Annotated in this window: 18 protein-coding genes, 1 tRNA gene and 1 pseudogene; 11 read left to right on the top strand and 9 right to left on the bottom strand. The window is 70.2% G+C overall.

Annotated features, from left to right (window positions below; translation table 11 throughout):
• Window positions 1-188: 188 nt before the first annotated feature.
• Both cyaB and GFH49_RS28330 read right to left on the bottom strand, forming a co-directional pair.
• Complete coding sequence (gene cyaB, locus GFH49_RS28335; RefSeq protein ID WP_155058893.1) at window positions 189-743, bottom strand: class IV adenylate cyclase; 555 nt, start codon at window positions 741-743, stop codon at window positions 189-191.
• Between the two features lie 17 nt (window positions 744-760).
• Window positions 761-1,654, bottom strand: coding sequence for a helix-turn-helix domain-containing protein (locus tag GFH49_RS28330; RefSeq protein ID WP_230396542.1), 894 nt, complete (start codon window positions 1,652-1,654; stop codon window positions 761-763).
• A gap of 285 nt (window positions 1,655-1,939) precedes the next feature.
• Between GFH49_RS28330 and GFH49_RS28325 the strand changes: the two genes are divergently transcribed.
• From GFH49_RS28325 to GFH49_RS41065, 3 genes are all read left to right on the top strand, one after another.
• The gene (locus GFH49_RS28325) at window positions 1,940-2,179 is read left to right on the top strand and encodes a hypothetical protein (protein ID WP_155058892.1); all 240 of its coding nucleotides are present in this window, start codon (window positions 1,940-1,942) and stop codon (window positions 2,177-2,179) included.
• Window positions 2,180-2,284: 105 nt separating this feature from the next.
• A complete protein-coding gene (locus tag GFH49_RS28320; RefSeq protein WP_230396541.1) occupies window positions 2,285-2,806 on the top strand; it encodes a glycine-rich domain-containing protein in 522 nt (173 codons plus the stop codon).
• 15 nt (window positions 2,807-2,821) lie between these two features.
• Window positions 2,822-2,947, top strand: coding sequence for a hypothetical protein (locus tag GFH49_RS41065; RefSeq protein WP_268867527.1), 126 nt, complete (start codon window positions 2,822-2,824; stop codon window positions 2,945-2,947).
• 491 nt (window positions 2,948-3,438) lie between these two features.
• Here GFH49_RS41065 and GFH49_RS28315 read toward each other — a convergent pair whose 3' ends face one another.
• Window positions 3,439-3,696: a hypothetical protein gene (locus GFH49_RS28315; protein ID WP_408055963.1), complete on the bottom strand. Its 258-nt coding sequence runs from the start codon at window positions 3,694-3,696 to the stop codon at window positions 3,439-3,441.
• Between GFH49_RS28315 and GFH49_RS40500 the strand changes: the two genes are divergently transcribed.
• The 3 genes and pseudogenes from GFH49_RS40500 to GFH49_RS40495 all read left to right on the top strand — a co-directional run.
• Complete coding sequence (locus GFH49_RS40500; protein ID WP_230396540.1) at window positions 3,682-4,926, top strand: zinc metalloprotease; 1,245 nt, start codon at window positions 3,682-3,684, stop codon at window positions 4,924-4,926. The genes GFH49_RS28315 and GFH49_RS40500 overlap by 15 nt on opposite strands.
• A gap of 9 nt (window positions 4,927-4,935) precedes the next feature.
• On the top strand, window positions 4,936-5,337 hold the full coding sequence (locus tag GFH49_RS28305; protein WP_155058891.1) for a DUF6281 family protein: 402 nt from the start codon (window positions 4,936-4,938) through the stop codon (window positions 5,335-5,337).
• Between the two features lie 113 nt (window positions 5,338-5,450).
• Window positions 5,451-5,901 (top strand): annotated as a pseudogene (locus GFH49_RS40495) (aminoacyl--tRNA ligase-related protein); the annotation flags it as partial.
• 158 nt (window positions 5,902-6,059) lie between these two features.
• Here the strand turns inward: GFH49_RS40495 and GFH49_RS28295 are convergent.
• The 6 genes from GFH49_RS28295 to GFH49_RS41835 all read right to left on the bottom strand — a co-directional run bounded on the left by GFH49_RS28295 (window position 6,060) and on the right by GFH49_RS41835 (window position 14,514).
• Window positions 6,060-6,132, bottom strand: a tRNA-Lys gene (locus GFH49_RS28295).
• A 157-nt stretch (window positions 6,133-6,289) separates the two neighbouring features.
• Window positions 6,290-7,825, bottom strand: coding sequence for an amino acid permease (locus tag GFH49_RS28290; protein ID WP_155058890.1), 1,536 nt, complete (start codon window positions 7,823-7,825; stop codon window positions 6,290-6,292).
• A gap of 113 nt (window positions 7,826-7,938) precedes the next feature.
• Entirely contained in the window at window positions 7,939-10,998 is a 3,060-nt protein-coding gene (locus tag GFH49_RS28285; RefSeq protein ID WP_155058889.1) for an FG-GAP-like repeat-containing protein, read from the bottom strand.
• 259 nt (window positions 10,999-11,257) lie between these two features.
• Window positions 11,258-13,531, bottom strand: a complete 2,274-nt coding sequence (locus GFH49_RS28280) for a DEAD/DEAH box helicase (protein WP_155058888.1) — start codon at window positions 13,529-13,531, stop codon at window positions 11,258-11,260.
• Window positions 13,532-13,748: 217 nt separating this feature from the next.
• Window positions 13,749-14,306 (bottom strand): hypothetical protein, encoded by a 558-nt coding sequence (locus GFH49_RS28275; RefSeq protein WP_155058887.1) that lies wholly within the window; start codon window positions 14,304-14,306, stop codon window positions 13,749-13,751.
• A gap of 88 nt (window positions 14,307-14,394) precedes the next feature.
• The gene (locus tag GFH49_RS41835) at window positions 14,395-14,514 is read right to left on the bottom strand and encodes a metallopeptidase family protein (protein ID WP_521970550.1); all 120 of its coding nucleotides are present in this window, start codon (window positions 14,512-14,514) and stop codon (window positions 14,395-14,397) included.
• Window positions 14,515-14,541: 27 nt separating this feature from the next.
• Between GFH49_RS41835 and GFH49_RS41060 the strand changes: the two genes are divergently transcribed.
• From GFH49_RS41060 to GFH49_RS28245, 5 genes are all read left to right on the top strand, one after another.
• Window positions 14,542-14,919 carry a hypothetical protein gene (locus GFH49_RS41060; protein ID WP_155058886.1) on the top strand — a complete coding sequence of 126 codons (378 nt, stop codon included), beginning with the start codon at window positions 14,542-14,544 and terminating at the stop codon, window positions 14,917-14,919.
• A gap of 37 nt (window positions 14,920-14,956) precedes the next feature.
• Window positions 14,957-15,256, top strand: a complete 300-nt coding sequence (locus GFH49_RS28260; protein WP_155056176.1) for a hypothetical protein — start codon at window positions 14,957-14,959, stop codon at window positions 15,254-15,256.
• Window positions 15,257-15,344: 88 nt separating this feature from the next.
• Window positions 15,345-15,596, top strand: a complete 252-nt coding sequence (locus GFH49_RS28255) for a hypothetical protein (protein ID WP_155056177.1) — start codon at window positions 15,345-15,347, stop codon at window positions 15,594-15,596.
• Entirely contained in the window at window positions 15,593-15,859 is a 267-nt protein-coding gene (locus tag GFH49_RS28250) for a hypothetical protein (RefSeq protein ID WP_155056178.1), read from the top strand. The genes GFH49_RS28255 and GFH49_RS28250 overlap by 4 nt, the downstream gene beginning before the upstream one ends.
• The gene (locus tag GFH49_RS28245; RefSeq protein WP_155056179.1) at window positions 15,856-16,113 is read left to right on the top strand and encodes a hypothetical protein; all 258 of its coding nucleotides are present in this window, start codon (window positions 15,856-15,858) and stop codon (window positions 16,111-16,113) included. Before GFH49_RS28250 ends, GFH49_RS28245 begins: the two co-directional genes overlap by 4 nt.
• Window positions 16,114-16,330: the final 217 nt, after the last annotated feature.

Below are 16,330 nucleotides of genomic sequence, written 5' to 3'. Positions count from 1 at the left end.
GGATGTTCAGGACCATGAGCTCAGGATCCGCACCCTCGAACGTGCCCGCTGGCCCATGCCCACCATCGGCGTCCTCGCCGGTGTGGCCGGTGCCGCGACGGGCGCCCTCGCCCTCTTCGCCCGCTGAACAGCACGCCCCCTGCACGGTCACCACGACCGTGCAGGGGGCCTTTCGTCATGCCCGGGTGTCAGCGGCGCCGAGCGGCGACCGCGCCCGTGTACGTCTCCCGCGTCAGATCCTCCGAGCCGATGCCCAGCTCGGCGAGCACCGCGCGGATGTCGTCCAGGGCTGCGGGCACGTCCGCCTCGTCAACGAGGGTCTCGACCTCCAGGAACGTCCCGTCAATCTCCGGCACCCGCACGAGAGTGGCGAGCATCTGCCGGCCGTGCGCGGTGAAGTCGTAGTTCCGGCACCGCTTCTCGAACGCGATCAGCTCCACATGCCCGAGGCCGCGAAGGATGGCGTGCGCCTGGTCGGCGTCCTCGACGCTGGTCTCGTGCTCGGGCTTCGACCCGGACTCGGCGTCGACCGCCGCACCCTTGTACGTCAGCACGGTGCGCGTGCCGTCCGCGCCATGCACGGTCCGTACCCGCAGCTCCTCCCCGGCTTTCTCCAGCGAGCCGTCCGGCCGGTCGTAGTACGTGTCCCGGTATACCTCGATCCGCACCACGGCGCGATCGTCCAGTTGCCGCATCACCGCCTCGGGGGCGTGCACGCGCGCCTTCAACTCCGCCTCGATCACCTGCGGTTCCCTTCTCGTCAGATCGTGCGCTCCGCGCCGTCGATGACCGCCTCGAACATCCGCCGGAACCCGCGGTACAGCGGGCCGTGCGGCGTCTCCATCACCTTGTAAAGCGCCGACTCGTGCCCCTCCCACCCCGCATCGAACGCGCCGACGAACATCGTGGAGTCCGTGCGGATGAGCCGCCACGTCGGCAGCATCCGGTACCGCCACACCCCGACGTCACCCACCTCTGCAAGCTCCCGTAGCCGCGCCTCGGCGAGACGCACACCGCCAGCGAGGGACTCCGCAGACTCCCCGATCTCGGCCGCCCGCCGCACCAGGGCTTCACTGTCGGGGTCGAGGAGAGCGACCCGGACACGGAGGCCCTTGCCGCCCTGTTCGCGCGGCAGACAGGCGCGCAGCAGCGAATCGTTCAGACCGATCAGCCCGAGCCCGCGCACGGCGAGCACGTCCAACTCCGCGGCTTCGCGGGCCTGCTGCTGGATCTCCTCGGCTGCCGAGTTCTGCGCGGCGTACACGCGCACCACTTCCGGGAACGCGGCCAGGTCGAATGCGGCCCCGCCCGTCCGCCGCTCCCGGCCCGCGGCCAGGCCCAGGAGGTGGCGCGCATCGTCGGGCATGTGAAGCCCGTCGGCGATCCGCTCGTACACGTCCAGCCGTGACACCTCACGGCGACCGCTCATGATCTCGGAGACGCGGGCCTGCGTCATACCGGTCGCCGTGGCGATGCGGGCCTGGCTGGCGCCGGCGTACTGCTGCGCGTGCCGGAACACGGCGCCGATGTCGCGGGCTCTCAGGGACTGGCGGACCTCAGCGCGCTCCCATGCCCAGTCGGGAAGCTCGATCGGCTCCAGCGCGGTCCCCACGGCGGCCCCCGGTATCGCGTACGGGATGGGATTCCATCTCACTGTGAGATTACCGGTGGGGGATCGAGTCGACACCAACAGTCACACGACGCTGGCCAGATCGTCAAAACCCCCGCGACGGGCGAACGTCCGGGGGCGCGGCCAACGCTGCTGAGGAGCGCCGACAATGCCAAGAAGTACCATGCCGTCGCCGACGACGGCAGACCGAGACCTCTCGGCAGAGTGCCAACTTGCCGAGCGCCCCGGCTACGAAGACGTACACGACTCGTGTACGCAACTGGCCGACGTACCCATGCCGGGCGCCCCCAGGATCACGCTGTTGCGCCGATGCCGCTGCACCTGCCACAGCGGGGCCACACCGTGACCGCGCTGCACGTCTGCCGGCACTGCGACGGCCTCATCACCGACCCCGACGACGCCGTGTTCCTGTGGCACGAGGCAGCCCTGAGCGGCCCCGGCTGGGATGTCTACGCGCACCGCGAGCACGCCGACCTCGTCGAGCCGGACCCCACACCGATCCGGATCCTGGCCCGCGTCCTGATCGCACGCGCCCTGTCGGACGGATAGAAACCTTCCGCCCGCCGCACGAACTCCCGCCCGACCGGTGGATCCGGCAAGAACTCCCGGCCAGGCGGGTGCACCTCCGTCCGCAACCAGCGAAGGAGATCCACCGTGACCTTACCTCCGAATCCCGGACCCGACCCGGAGCCCAAGCCCGGTCCGGTGCCCGCGATCCCACGTCTCCTCATCACCGACCGGCAGTTCACCAGCTGCCGCGGCACTGTCCTGGACGCCAACCCGGACATGAGCGAGGAGATGGCCGGCCGGATCGTCGAGGAGGCCCTGAAGTTCGTGGCCGCCTGCTCGCGCAACCCCGGCGTGGGCTTGGCGCCGTCGCGGATCGTCGACGAGGGCTGGCACGCGCTGATCCTGCACACCGCCATGTACGCCGAGTTGTGTTCCAACCTCGGCGGCGCCTTCGTGCATCACTATCCCGGGTACGACCCGACGAACTACGACCCGCCGATCCTGGACCGGACCCGCGAGAAGATCACAGAACTGGGCTGGGATGCGGACCCGCAGCTGTGGGGCCCGCAGTCCGACGAGACTCTCGTATCGGTCGCGGCCAAGTGCCAGCACGCCCCGGAGTGCACCATCCGTCCCATGCCGAAGCCGGAGCCCCCCGTAGTCTGACGGCGGAGGTGACGCATGTCCGAATGGATCGACCCGCGGTACGCGGAGCTGGTGGCGGCGTGGAAGCGCGCGCAAGAGCCGGAGTCGCGTGACCCGGAGCCGAAGCCGGTGCGGGGGTTCATCATCCCGCCGAAGGCCTGACAGCAGCACCTGAGGTCCCCGACCGGACGCCGATCCGGCCGGGGCCGCTCCATGTCAGTGGCGGCCCATAGGCTGGCCGTATCCCATGTCCGCGCTGCTGGCTGCGCGCGGCTACTCAGGGCAGGGGCCGGGCCTGACAGCGCAGACCCGGCCCCTGTCGTGCACGAGGCGAAACCCAATCCTTGATCGCCCACCTTTCGGGCGAGCATCGGGCGAGCTAACGATCACTGAGGCCCCGAAAACGACGTCGGCCCCAGTTCAGATGCGCCCTGACCTGGGGTCGAACCGTAGGCCCTGTGGGACTCGAACCCACAACCAATGGATTAAAAGTCCTGGCCAGAACCTGACGGGTGGTTCCGAGTGGCGCTGTGGCGTTCCGGAACCACCAAGTCAGAGCATGTGCGCCATGAAGATCAATCCACCAGTAGCAGGCTCGTGCCACACCATCCGCTCACGCATCGCTCACGCATGGCACGCCGCTGACCAGGGCTCTAACGCTCCGCCCGCAGCGGCCGGTCCCCCGACGGCCGTGACCACCACACGCCCTCACCACGCGTCAGCCCCGGCAGGCACAGCTCTACGTCCCGCACGTGCCGTGCCGGGAGTTCGCCGGTGATCAGCCATGCGGTACGGCCGCCCGTCGTCTCCCCGAACTCCGTTCCGTACGCGGCGAGCCGGGCCGTCACCGGCGCCAGCGCGTCCAGGGGCGGGGAACCTCGCGCTGCGCGGGGGCGATGACGGTTCGTCACGAGAGGCGGTACGCCTGTGCCGATCCGGATCAGTGGCCGGGAATCACCCTTTCGGGTCGCGATCACGCGATGACAGAATATCTGTTCGATAAACGTCCCGCGCAATGGGACTGGATCACAGGGGGTGGGAGAGTGGCTGGACGTCGTCCAGGGCTCATAGGTAGAACCGGCGCAGCGTTCACGCTGGCCGCATCGCTCGCTGTCGCCGGGGGCAGCGCACAGGCCGGCACGAGCGCGATACCGATATGTCCGACTGCGGAAGAGCTGTCGGTCTACGAATTGCCGACCGGCCTGAACGTACACACCTGCGATGTGGAAGGTGTCGTCGTCACCTATGACGGCACCGGAATAGAGATGCCGGAGGCCGACACCGCGGTGAGTATCGACGCGCTGTCCGAAGACGGTACAGAGCACGGATTCACGCTGATTGTCGCTGCGGACGGCAAGGTCTCCTACGACCTGACCACGGCCAACACGGAGTCACCCACCGCGGGCGAGGACCGTGCCGATGTCGTGAGCCCGCGGCTGACGGCGGGTGATCTGACAGAGGAATCGGACTCACCGGTGTCCGAGCCGCCCGCACCCGACGGCCTCGAAGTGGCCGAGGCGGACGCCGCGAGCTCCCCCGGCGAGTGCCAGGACGGCGCCTACTCGACACTGGACCGGAAAGAGTACGGCATATACAACTGGTACCTCGGGGACGGGGCCTATCCCGCGGGCATGACACGTCTTCAGGCGCTGGAGTACTTCGAAGGCTCCATCGGACGGATCACCGCCAGCACCAACAACTGTGGCCTGACCGACCAAGTACCCGCCAAGAGTCACTACGCGGGCACGACCACGTACGAAGCGGACATAAGTAACCACGGGACGTGCACCGCCCGGGACGGCAAGAGCACGTGGGACGCCGGTGACCTCGCCGCCGGGACCGTCGCCTCGACCTGCGCGCACACATGGCCCAACCCGGTCGGCAAGAACGACCTCCGGGAAGCGGACGTGAGGTTCAACATCGCGGACTTCGACTTCACGAAGAATCCGACGAGCACCTGCTACGGCTTGTACCACGATGTTCTCAACACGGGCACGCACGAGGCCGGTCATGTCTTCGGTCTGGGCCACGTGGGTTCCGGACATTCGAATCTCACGATGTACACCAAGGCGGACCGCTGCGAAGTGAAGAAGAGGACACTCGGTAAGGGCGACGTCATGGGGCTTCGCAGCATCTACTAGGGAGACTCCATGAGCTGGGTCGGACGACATGCGATTGCGGCGGGATTGGCAGCCGTGGCGTTCACCGCGGTCGGGTGTGGATCAGAAGGTTCAGAAGGTGCCGACGCGAATGGCGAGAGTTTGTGCGCGAGCGACGTCCTCTACGAAGGCCGCACGTACATAAGGCTCTCGGATGTCGAGGTCAAGGTCGGACAGAAGCTCGGCACCGCCACGAGTCCGCCGTGCCGTGACACCAATGACCAAGCCGCCGAAGTGCCGGAGTCCTCGGAGAACGCCTATGCGGTGAGCGGCATTTCTCCGGACGTGGTCATAGCGATCGGGTCCTCTCCTGAGCAGGCGGAGCCCTTCAGGGTCCTCCGCTCCGACAAGAGGATTCCGCCCGAGGTACAGGAGTTGATCGACGGATCGTGAGCCGAGGCGCGGAAAAGGGCTTCGCCCGGCCCGCGCCTCCCTGTTGCGGTTCCCCCATGAAGCGCGCCAAGCCGTCCTCCACGACGACGCCGGACCCTGTCCCGGCGCGCTGACCGATGAGTGAGTTGGCCAGCGAAGGGGTGGTCCTGCGGCCCAGCCTCTGTCCGCACCACGCTCTCATCTACCGCTCCCGGTCGCACAGTTATCGCGAACTGCCATTGAGATGACCGAGTTGGGCGGCCGTACCGCTCAGAGCTGTCCGCTGTGCTCGGCGGCCTCACCCGCATACGGGGCATCCAGCTCAACGGCGCGCATATCTTCTGCACCTTGGAGCAGGCCGTGGACGAGGCTCATGCCGCGCTCGACCTCATCCGCCGTGCCTACGCCGACCTCGGCATCCGGGCCGCCCGGTACCGGCTGTCGCTGCCCGGGGAGGGCACAAAGTACGTGGCGGATCCGGACCTGTGGAAGCGGGCCACCGCCCTGCTGGAGGAGGTGCTGGACGGGGTGGAGTACGAGGCCGAAGAGGGTGAGGCCGCCTTAGCTCCGCCCGCCACCTCTGTTCCTGGGCACCGCCCTCGCCGAGCAGACCGCCGTCACGGGCACATCTGCTCACGCATCGCTCACGCACGGCCCCGGAAACGAAGCAGCGCCCGAACCGACCGAAGTCGGGTCAGGCGCTGCTCAGCAGGTCAGAGGGGGTATCCCCGCCACCCGCACCGTAGGCCCTGTGGGACTCGAACCCACAACCAATGGATTAAAAGTCCACTGCTCTGCCAATTGAGCTAAGGGCCCAGGCGATGTTGCCTCCACGAGCATAGCCGGACACGGCCGGGTCTCCGATCGGGTATCGGGGACCCGGCCGTGCCGGACCGGCGGAGCGGGCCGGGAGTGTCCAGGGGTGCCCAGGAGTGCTCAGGCGTGTCAGGTGTGTCAGGTGTGCCCAGGGGTGTTACGGATCGACCGGTTCGGGTGCGCCCGTGCGGGACGCCTCGCGGGCGATCGTCCGTTCGTGGTCGGGGTTGAGGAACCAGTGCCGGGCCGAGGCCAGCCACCAGGTCGCGGCGAAGCCGAGGACGACGAGGACGGCGACGGGTGCGTAGTTGAAGGTCTCCCAGGTGACCGGGGAGAGCTGCGGCAGCATGAAGAGGATCGTGATCACGGCGACCCATGCCACCGCCACCACGCCGATCGGCCGGGACCAGCGCCCCAGATGCCACGGCCCGCGCTCGAAGTCCTCGCCCTTGCGCAGCCGCAGCAGCGTGGGGATGACGTAGGCGATGTACAGGCCGATCACGGCGATCGAGGTCACCGCCGCGTAGGCGGTGACATTGATCAGGTACGGCAGCCCGAGCACCAGCGCGCCCATCGCCGCCAGCCACACGGCCGCCACGGGGGTGCGGGTGCGCGGGCTCACCGTGTGCCAGACGCGGGAGAAGGGCAGCGCGCCGTCCCTGGAGAAGGCGTAGATCATCCGGCTGTTGGCCGTCACCGACGCCATCCCGCAGAACAGCTGCGCCCCGATCACGACCAGGAGCAGCAGCTTGCCGGCCGTCGCGCCCAGCGCGTCCAGCAGGATCTGCGCGGGCGGTGCGCCGGTCGGAGAGGTGAGGGCACCCTCGTACGACTGGATCGCGAAGGTGAAGCCGAGCAGCAACACGAAACCGGCTATCCATGACGTCCAGATGGAGCGGACGATCCCCTTCGGGCCGGCCGTCGACGCGTCGTGCGTCTCCTCGGTCATGTGGGCGGAGGCGTCGTAACCGGTGAAGGTGTACTGGGCCATCAGCAGGCCGATCGCGACGACGTACACGCTGCTGCCCCAGCCCGTGTTGTTCACGAACTCGCCGAACACGAAGGACGCGGACTGGTGGCTGTCCGGGGAGAAGGTGAGCGCGCCGACGATCACCGCCACGCCGAGCACATGCCACCACACGCTCACACTGTTGAGCAGACCCACCACCCGCACCCCGAAGGTGTTCAGCAGGCCGTGCAGGACGAGGATCCCGGCGAAGAGGAGGATCGTGCGGCCCGCGGTCACCTCGAAGTCGAACTGCAGGTTCAGGTAGGCGCCCAGGAAGGACGCCGCCCCGAAGTCGATGCCCGCGGTCACCGCGACCTGGCCCAGCACGTTGAACCAGCCCGTGAACCAGGCCCAGGCGGCGGCCGTACGCGGGGGCGCGAGCCGGTGGGCCCAGAAGTACAGGCCCGCCGATGTCGGGTACGCCGAGCAGATCTCGGCCATCGACAGGCCCACGAACAGTGTCATCAGTCCGACCCCGACCCAGCCCCAGGTGATCACGGCGGGGCCGCCGGTGTTCATGCCGAACAGGTACAGCGTCAGACATCCCGACAGGACCGAGATGATCGTGAAGGAGACCGCGTAGTTGGAGAACGCCGACATACGGCGGGCAAGAACCTGCGTGTAGCCGAGCTGGGCCAGTCGCTCTTCGTCAGACAGCCCACTCGCTATGGCGTCATCTGTCATGCCACCAGCGATTCCCTCGCCGGAGGCATGACACACGTCACAACTTGGCTAGAAAATAGCCCTCTAGAAACCTCTGGAAGCCTCCAGAAACCTCTGGCTCCCTCTGGAGCTCTCTAGAAAATGCCCTTGTAGCCCTGCCAGCCGGTTGCGATCTTCATCCGGGCCGCGAAGGACCCCTTGCTGTTGCCGGTCTGGCGGTACAGGTTCCCCGCCGTGTCCCGCATGACCAGGTCGCTCTTCCCGTCTCCGGTGATGTCGCCGGCCCCGACGACCGCGTTGTACGAGGCGCCCCAGCCGGTGGCGATCTTCACTCGGGTGCCAAAAGCGCCGTTGCCGGTGCCGTAGTAGCGGTAAAGGTTGTCGGACTTGTCCTGGGCGAGGAGGTCGCCGACGCCATCGCCGTTGAGGTCGCCTGCCCCGACGACCTTCTTGTACGTCTTCCAGTTGTCGTAGAGCTTCACGCGCGGCGCCAGTTTGCCGGTGCTGGTGCCCTTGTACAGGTAGACGGTGCCGGTGGAGGAGTTGCGCGCGATCAGGTCCGGGAGGCCGTCCTTGTTCACATCGCCGGGCGCGGTCAGCACGTCGTACTGGGTCCAACCGCTGGTGCCGAGGGTCGTGTAGGACGTCGACGGCTTCAGCGCCGCGCCACAGCCGGGCTTGAACAGCCGCAGTGCCCCGCTGCTGTAACGGACCAGCACGTCGTTGCAGCGGTCGCCGCTCAGGTCGCCGTACGAGACGAACCGCGCGGTGGTCGGCCAGCCGCTGCCGGTGACCTTGCCCGAGAACGTGCCCTTGCCGGTGCCCTGGTGGAAGGTCAGGCCGCCGGAGCCGTTGAGGGTGAGCAGGTCGCCGATGCCGTCGCCGGCGAGGTGGTCGTGGCGGGCCGCGGCGCCGCCGCGCAGTGCCACGGTGCCGGTGACCGCCAGCGGGGCACCGACGCCGTCCGCGGGCGCGACGGACAGCGTCCAGTCGTAGGAGCCGTTCGGCAGGAACGTGCCCTCGGCGTCGGTGCCGGCCCAGCCGACGCTCAGCTCGCCGCGAGCGGCGCCGCCGGTCCGGGTGTCCACGGCCTTTCCGGTCGCCCTGTCGCGCACGGTCAGTCGCCAGCTCGCCGACGGCTTCGACAGCAGCAGGGTGGCCAGCGTGTCGGGGACGGTGTCGCGCGTGCGCGCCTTGACCGAGGCCGACTTCGCCGCCGGGGCGAGCAGGCTCAGCGGCTGCTGCGGGACTCCGGAGGGCACGAGGTGCACCTGCTCCCGGTCGTCCACGTAGGCGGCGTTGGCGCCCGACTCGTCGACCGTCCAGCGCACGTCCCGCTGCGAGGCGCCGGTGTCCGGCAGGTCCCCGACGACCCGACTCGCCGCCGTACCGCCGGCGACCGTGGTGAGCGTCAGCTTGCCGGCCTGCTTGTCGTGCGTGACGACGTACCCGTCACCGAGCTTCGCCTCGCCGGCCGGTACGGCGACGGACTTCTTCGCCGTACGGTCGTAGACCCCGGCCCTGTTGTCGCAGGTCCAGTAGAGGTAGCGGCCGAGGGCCTGGAGTTCGGTGGGCTTGCAGCCGGCATCCGTGGTGACGGTCGTGGACTTCTTGGTGGACAGGTTCAGCGCCGTGACCGTGCCCGCGGTCCTCCCCGTCGTCCACAGCACATCGGCGTCGAGAGCCGCCGCGCCGACCGCGGTGGCGACCGCGTCACCTTGGTCGTCGATCTTGTAGACCTGCCGCTGGCCCGGGTCCGCGTACATGATGTACCGCCCGGAGACATCGACGATGCGCCCCTCGTAGTACACCTGCCGCTCCCAAAGGCCCGCTTCCGTCGGGCCGTTGACACGGAGCACGTTGTTCTCGCCCTGCTGCTCCAGCCACGCGATCCGGCCGTCGGCGGTGCCGAAGATCGGCTCGCAGCCGATCTCCGCGGACCCGCAGCGCGCGATCGCGAGGCTGGAGGGCGTGAACGGCGAGCGCTCGCCGAACGCGGGCGTGCCGGTGACGGCGACGGTCCGCACGTAGTCGTTGCGCTGTACGGTCCCGGAGCTGTCCGTGACGACCAGGCGCCCCTGTTCGAGCGAGATGCCCTGGATACGGAGGGGCGGCTTCGGCAGCGGCTTGACCAGCGTGACGACCGGAGCGCCTCCGTCCGCCCCCGGCGTGAGGCGCTGGATGCCGCGCTCCCCGGTCCCGGTGCCGACCTTGACCGCGGTGCCGTCGGGACCGATCGCGACGCCGCTCTGCGACGACGCCAGCAGCGTCACCGGCTCACCGCCCGCGAGGGGCTGCGCGGTCGTCGCGGAGGCCCCGTTCACCAGCCAGTCACCGACCACCGCGAGGTTGCTCGTCGCGTTCGCCCCGTCGCCGGCCCCCGCGAGCCTCACCTCGACCGGAGCCGTCGACAGGTCACGCGGCAGCACCAGGACCGTCGCCTTGTCCAGCGCCGAGACCACGACCCGGCCGCCGCCCAGGGCCACCCTGGAGTACGACACGGGCAGCGGACCGCTCCAGCCGCGCACCTCGCCGCTCGCACGGTCCACGGCGGCCAGGCCCGGCTCCCCGGCCACCGAGGCCCGGAAGTACAGCATCCCGGAGTCCGCGCCGGCCGCCTGCCCGAGCACCAGTCCGGCCGGCCCGCCCGTGACGGTCACATCGCCGGTGGTGCCGTCCGGTCCCGGCGTCAGCAGACGCATCTCCCGGGTGGCCGTGCCGTCCTCGGCGGTCACGTTCCGATAGCCGATCGTCAGATCGTCGTACGACGTCAGGTAGCCGAGCCCGGCCGGGACGCGCAGGGTGGCGCGGGTGCCGTCGGTCGCGTCCCAGAAGTCGACGCGGCCGTCGGAGTACTTGTACGCCAGGACGTCGGTGCCGGTCGTCGCGGCCGCCGTGCCCGCGGGCGCGGCGGGAACGCTCACCGATTCGCCGTCCGCGTACCGCGTCCACAGCAGACCGCTGCGGCCCTCCATGGTGTGGAAGACACCCTGCGCACCGGCGGCGTCATGGCCGTTGCCGGTCGACGACGAGCGGAACGTCGCCGTGAGCGGGTAGTCCCGCAGTGTCGCCGGCACCACCGTCTCCTGCGGCGCGTCCGCGACGGCGGTCGACGGCAGCAGCGGAGCCAGACCGGCCGCCAGCACGGCTGAGGCGGCGAGCACGCGCAGGCGTATGCGCGTACGCGTGCGCATACGCCTGCGTATGCGTATGCGTATGCAGGCATGACGAGCCAAGGAGACCCTCCCCAAGATGTGAGGCAGGACACGCACCGCTTCTCGATGCCCAGGCCCCCCGGCCGTCGCATCCGCCTCTGAGTCGGCTGATCTTACAGCGAGTTCACAGGTACGGAGCAAGCGTTTTCGGGCCGCTCGGTCACGGGTGCGGAAACGCCGGAAGGGGCCCGCACGACCGAGGTCGTACAGGCCCCTTCCGGGATCAGCTCACCCGGCGTCAGCCGTTGCGCTTCCAGCGCGGCTTGTCGTCCCGGCGTCCGAAGGAGGACGAGCCGGTGCCGCCGCCGCGGTGGTCGTCACGACGGCCGTACGGGCGGTCGTGGCCGCCGATGGGGGTCCCCCCGCTTGAGCGGGTTCGAGAGTGGGGGAGGAAGCCCGGGCGGTCGTCGCGGCGGTCGCGGTTGAAGGGGCGGTCGCTGCCACGGTGACCGCCGCGCTCGTCCCGGCGCTCGAAGGGACGGCCGGACGGACGGTCGTCACGGCGGAAGCCACCGCGGTCGTTGTCCCGGCGCTCGAAGGAACGGCCACCGCGGTCATCGCGGCGCTCGAAGGGACGGCCACCCCGGTCGTCCCGACGGTCGTCACGCCGGTCGTCGCGACGGAAACCGCCACGGTCGCCGTCGCGGCGCTCGAAGGAACGGCCACCGCGGTCATCGCGGCGCTCGAAGGGACGGCCACCCCGGTCATCGCGACGGTCGTCACGCCGGTCATCGCGACGGAAACCGCCACGGTCGCCGTCCCGACGCTCGAAGGAACGGCCGCCCCGGTCATCGCGCCGGTCATCGCGGCGCTCGTCGCGCCGGTCGTCACGACGGAACCCACCCCGGTCGTTGTCCCGACGCTCGTCGCGACGGAACCCACCGCGGTCGTCGCGACGGTCGAAGGAGCGGCCACCCCGGTCGCTGTCCCGGCGCTCACGCCGCTCGTACGGCGCCGGAGCCCCGGCCCGGTCCACATCCTGCGCGACCGGCTGCTCCGGCACGGACACCTCGACGGCCTCCGCCACCGCGGACCCCGTCACCGCGGCCTCCGCCGCCCCGGCCTCCGCCACCGCAGCGTCCGCCACCGCGGCCTGCGCCTCGGCGACCGCCGCCTCCGGGTCCTCGCCGCGCTCGCGGGCGACCCGGGCGACGAGCCGGTCGGCCTCCTCGCGCAGCTCGGCCGCGCGCCGCTGCGCCCGCTCCAGCTGCTTGCCGAGGTGGGCGACCTCACGCTCGGCCTGCTGCGCCGCGTTGCCCGCGGACTCGGCCTGGACCTCGGTCATCGAACGGGCACCGGTGATCTCGGCGACCTCGGGCTCGAACGCCGTACCGGAGTTGATGATGTGCCGCGAGGCGTCGACGCCCGCGTCCTCCATCAGCCGGAAGATCTGGCGGCGCTGGTGCGGCAGGGAGAGGGAGACGACCGTGCCGGTGCGGCCTGCCCGAGCCGTGCGGCCGGCCCGGTGCAGGTAGTCCTTGTGGTCGCCCGCCGGGTCGACGTTCAGGACGAGGTCGATGCCGTCGACGTGGATGCCGCGCGCCGCGACGTCCGTGGCGACCAGGCAGTTGACGTAGCCGTCCTTGAAGTCGGCCAGCGTCCGGGTGCGCGCACCCTGCGTCATGCCGCCGTGCAGCGCGTCGGCCTTCACCCCGGCGTCGCGCAGCTGCTCGGCGACGCGGTCGGCACCGAGCTGGGTGCGGACGAAGATGATCGTGCGGCCCTTGCGGGAGGCGATCGCGGCGGTGACCGGTGTCTTGTCCTTGGGCTTCACGACGAGGATGTGGTGCGACATGGTCGTCACGGCGCCCTGCGCGGCGTCGACCTCGTGGCTGACCGGGTTGTTCAGGTACCGGTCGACGAGGGTCTTGATCTCGTTCTCCATGGTCGCGGAGAACAGCATCCGCTGACCGCCCGCCGGAACCTGGTCGAGCAGCTCGGTGACCTCGGGCAGGAAGCCCAGGTCGGACATCTGGTCGGCCTCGTCGAGTACGGCGATCCGCACGTCCTCCAGGGAGCAGGCGCCGCGGTTGATGATGTCGCGGAGCCGGCCCGGCGTGGCGACGAGGATGTCGACGCCGCGCTCCAGGGCGTAGATCTGGTTGCCCATGGACGTGCCGCCGCAGACGACCTTCATCTTCAGGCCGACGACGTCGCCGTACGGCTGGAGCGCGTCCGCGACCTGCATGGCCAGCTCACGGGTCGGGGTGAGGATGACGGCGCGGGGCTTGCGCTTCTCGGTGCGGCCGCCGGCCAGCGTGGCCAGGGCCGGCAGACCGAAGGAAAGGGTCTTGCCGGAGCCGGTGCGGCCGCGGCCGAGGATGTCCTTGCCGGCCAGGGCGTCCGGGATGGTCGCGGCCTGGATCGGGAAGGGGGTGGTCACGCCGTTCTGCGCCAGCTTGCGCACAACACCCTCGGGGAGACCGAGGTCCGCGAAGGTGACCTCGGGGGCCTCGACGGTCTCGTCCCCGTTCTCGGGCACGACGACGTGATCAGGACTGGAAATGGACATGCGAATGCGAAACCTTCCGGAGTCTCGTCGGCACGCGCCCGTCAACTCCGTGATTTCGCAATACGACCGCCTCTATGCGGTCAGCCACGGCAAGGGAGAGAACGCGCCACACGGCGCGCTCTTCTGTGGCGCCGGGCAAATGAATCAAACGATCTATAACCATACGCACCCACCAGCCCCCAAGGCAAACCGCGCCACCGAGAGACAGATCACACCCTCACGCCGGTGACCCCGCGGTCGGCGCGGGCTCCCGCTGGGCCAGCTGCGGTGCCGTCTCTCCATGCGCCGACGACGACGGCTCGGCGACCGTCGGATCCGGCGAGACGGTCGGCGCCGGAGGCGTGGGCGTCGGCTCCGGCGCGACCGTCCGCGTGGGCGTCGGCTGCGGCTTGGCCGGCACGGGGACCCCCGGCTCACCCGGCTGACCCGGCCCGCCGGGCCCGCCCGGATCCACCGGCGCCGAAGGAGCCCCGCTCCCGGCCGCGGAAGCCGAGGCCGAAGGCCCCCCGGACTCCTCCCCCGCCCTGCCCTTGCCGCCCCGCTCCTTCTCGCCGCCCTTGCCGTCCCGCTTGCCGCCCGTCGCCGTCCCGTACCCGGAGCCACCGCCCGACACGGCCGATCCTCCGTCGGGCGCCTCGCCACCCCGCTGCCCGGCGGAATGCGACGGCTTGCCGCCCCCGCCCGGCTCGTCGTCACCCACGTTCAGACAGCCGGCGGCAGCGGCGACGGCCACGACTGTGGCGGCCAGGCGAACGGGTACGTACAAGGGGCGCACGAGCAGCCACCTCCGGGGAGGGCGAAGAAGTCAACCTGCCCAACTCCCGCCGCCCACAAGAGGACACGCGCAGGACGACACCCGACGGTCAGCCGTATCCCAGCGCGTGCAGCCGCGCGTCGTCGATCCCGAAGTGATGCGCGATCTCATACACGCAGAAGTTTTTGTAAAACACTGCATGTTGGTCGCGCTCCGTATCTAGGCTGATCCGCGACGTGAACGATGGGGAGGCTCAATGCCACAACGTGAGGTTCTTGTTGCTCATGGCTCACTCCCGATCAACCCCCATGACGCCCTGGACGACCGCGCACGGACGACCGTGGACAACTGGCCGGTGGTGACCATCGTGTGGCATGAGCCGACGGCCCCCAAGCGGGTCCATGACGCCTATGCGGCCCTCCGGGAGGGCCTGGACGTGGTGAGCCGTCTCCGGGAGGAGTTCCGGGAGTTGCGGACGGCCGACGAACGCCAGGAGCGGGAGCGGCGGGAGGCTCACGCGGCCCACCTGGCGGGCGGCCCGGCCCCCAAGGCGTACAAGCGCGTGGACGACCTGGCCCAGCGGGAGGACAAACTCCTGGCCCTCCAGGCGGCCCAGACCGGACCCGGGAGCTGAGGGCCCAGTACGACGCCATGGAGACGGACCCGGCGTCATGGCGGAGGAGCGGGACGCCCTGGTGAAGGCCCTGGAGGGCGAACACGCCCGCATGGCGGAGCTGGCCGTGGAGGCCGAACGCGCGTACCAGCGGTTCGCGGCCGTCAGGGCCCGCGCGGAGTACCTGTCCCTGGAGCTGGGCGACGTGGAGGCCCCGGCGGGACTGAAGTACGCCAACGACGACGTGACCGACGGAAGCGAGTGGGGCGCGATCCTCCACGTGGCGCAGTCCACGGACCCGCGCGTAACGGGGGAGTGGCTGGTCTCCGCCCTTCGGGACGCCACCTCCAAGGCGTGAACGCCCACCTGGGGGCCTGGCGACAGGGCCGGGCCCCCTTCCCCTGCCTGGGCCCTGGCGGGCCCCCAGAGAGGCCCTGGAGGCTGACGTGAACTTTGTTGCCTGGCTCCCGGAGCAGACGGACCGGGAGGACGCCACGGGCCGTGTCGCCGTGGCCGTCGCCAACCACCTGGCGGAGGGGTGGACGCCCCGGTCCGGCTCCGTGGATGAGGTCCGCAAGCTGGCCCCGGTGTTGGGCCTGGACCTGGCGGACGTGGACGCGGCGGACGCCCGGTACCGGGCGGGCCACATGGAGAACCCATTGCGACCGGAGGAGCTGGAGATGGGGGCCGCCCGATGACGTACCGGTCACCGGCCAACACCCGCCGGGAAGTGCTGAGTTGGCTACAGGCTCACCGGGACCCGTCGGTCACGGCCCTGACGCACCGGGCCCGCATCCTGGCGGCCCTGGCCGTGGAGCGCCCGGAGCTGGTGGCCGCCATCACCAGCACGGAGTTCCGGGGCCTGTGTGCCCACGTCTTCAAGGACCCGCGTGGAGCCCACGTTCCCGGGTTCGTCCGCCACGGCCGGGGTACGGCCGACCCCAAGGGAGTGACCGCGTGAGTCATCAGCGAACCAACGAACGGGTGGCCGCCGTGGCCGCTGAAGTCGTGGCCCGGCTGGGTGCCACGCATACCGACGGCCCGGACCCCGCCACGGCGTCCATGTCCACGGCTGTCCGTGTGGGCCGTGGCGGGCTGGACCCGACGGCCCGGCCGGAGAGCCAGGACCCGGCCGAGCTGGCCAGCCGTGTCCCGCGTGACGTGCGGACCGGCGGCACCGTCCGGCCGAGTGGGGCCGTGGCCTGGCTCGCATGAGCCGGACGACCCCGTGGGACCTGGGGGATACCCCCCTCCAGGGCGGCCGGGACATCGAAGCGTGATAGCGGCCCTGTCTCTGTACGGGTTCCAAGGTCTGTGAGCGACCTGAACGGCCGCCACACGTGGCTTCTGACCTGGGTGGATGCCGCTCCGGACCACACGCCGGAGTGGGCCATAACAGGGCTTTCGCTGGACACCCCAAGGGCCCCGATCC

It is taken from the genome of Streptomyces blattellae, assembly GCF_009709555.1.
GTDB classification, from domain to species: domain Bacteria; phylum Actinomycetota; class Actinomycetes; order Streptomycetales; family Streptomycetaceae; genus Streptomyces; species Streptomyces blattellae.
The sequence above is the reverse complement of the archived record's forward strand: the minus strand, read 5'-3'. Positions and strand labels throughout refer to the sequence as shown.

Excerpts from the sequence above, each read along its gene's own strand:
- GFH49_RS28250 (WP_155056178.1), top strand. The coding sequence starts at position 15,593 with ATGACGTACCGGTCACCGGCCAACACCCGCCGGGAAGTGCTGAGTTGG.
- GFH49_RS28305 (WP_155058891.1), top strand. The coding sequence starts at position 4,936 with ATGAGCTGGGTCGGACGACATGCGATTGCGGCGGGATTGGCAGCCGTG.
- GFH49_RS40500 (WP_230396540.1), top strand. The coding sequence starts at position 3,682 with ATGACGGTTCGTCACGAGAGGCGGTACGCCTGTGCCGATCCGGATCAG.
- GFH49_RS41065 (WP_268867527.1), top strand. The coding sequence starts at position 2,822 with ATGTCCGAATGGATCGACCCGCGGTACGCGGAGCTGGTGGCGGCGTGG.
- GFH49_RS28285 (WP_155058889.1), bottom strand. The coding sequence starts at position 10,998 with ATGCGCACGCGTACGCGCATACGCCTGCGCGTGCTCGCCGCCTCAGCC.
- GFH49_RS41060 (WP_155058886.1), top strand. The coding sequence starts at position 14,542 with ATGCCACAACGTGAGGTTCTTGTTGCTCATGGCTCACTCCCGATCAAC.
- GFH49_RS28260 (WP_155056176.1), top strand. The coding sequence starts at position 14,957 with ATGGCGGAGGAGCGGGACGCCCTGGTGAAGGCCCTGGAGGGCGAACAC.
- GFH49_RS28280 (WP_155058888.1), bottom strand. The coding sequence starts at position 13,531 with ATGTCCATTTCCAGTCCTGATCACGTCGTCGTGCCCGAGAACGGGGAC.
- GFH49_RS28290 (WP_155058890.1), bottom strand. The coding sequence starts at position 7,825 with ATGACAGATGACGCCATAGCGAGTGGGCTGTCTGACGAAGAGCGACTG.
- GFH49_RS28325 (WP_155058892.1), top strand. The coding sequence starts at position 1,940 with ATGCCGCTGCACCTGCCACAGCGGGGCCACACCGTGACCGCGCTGCAC.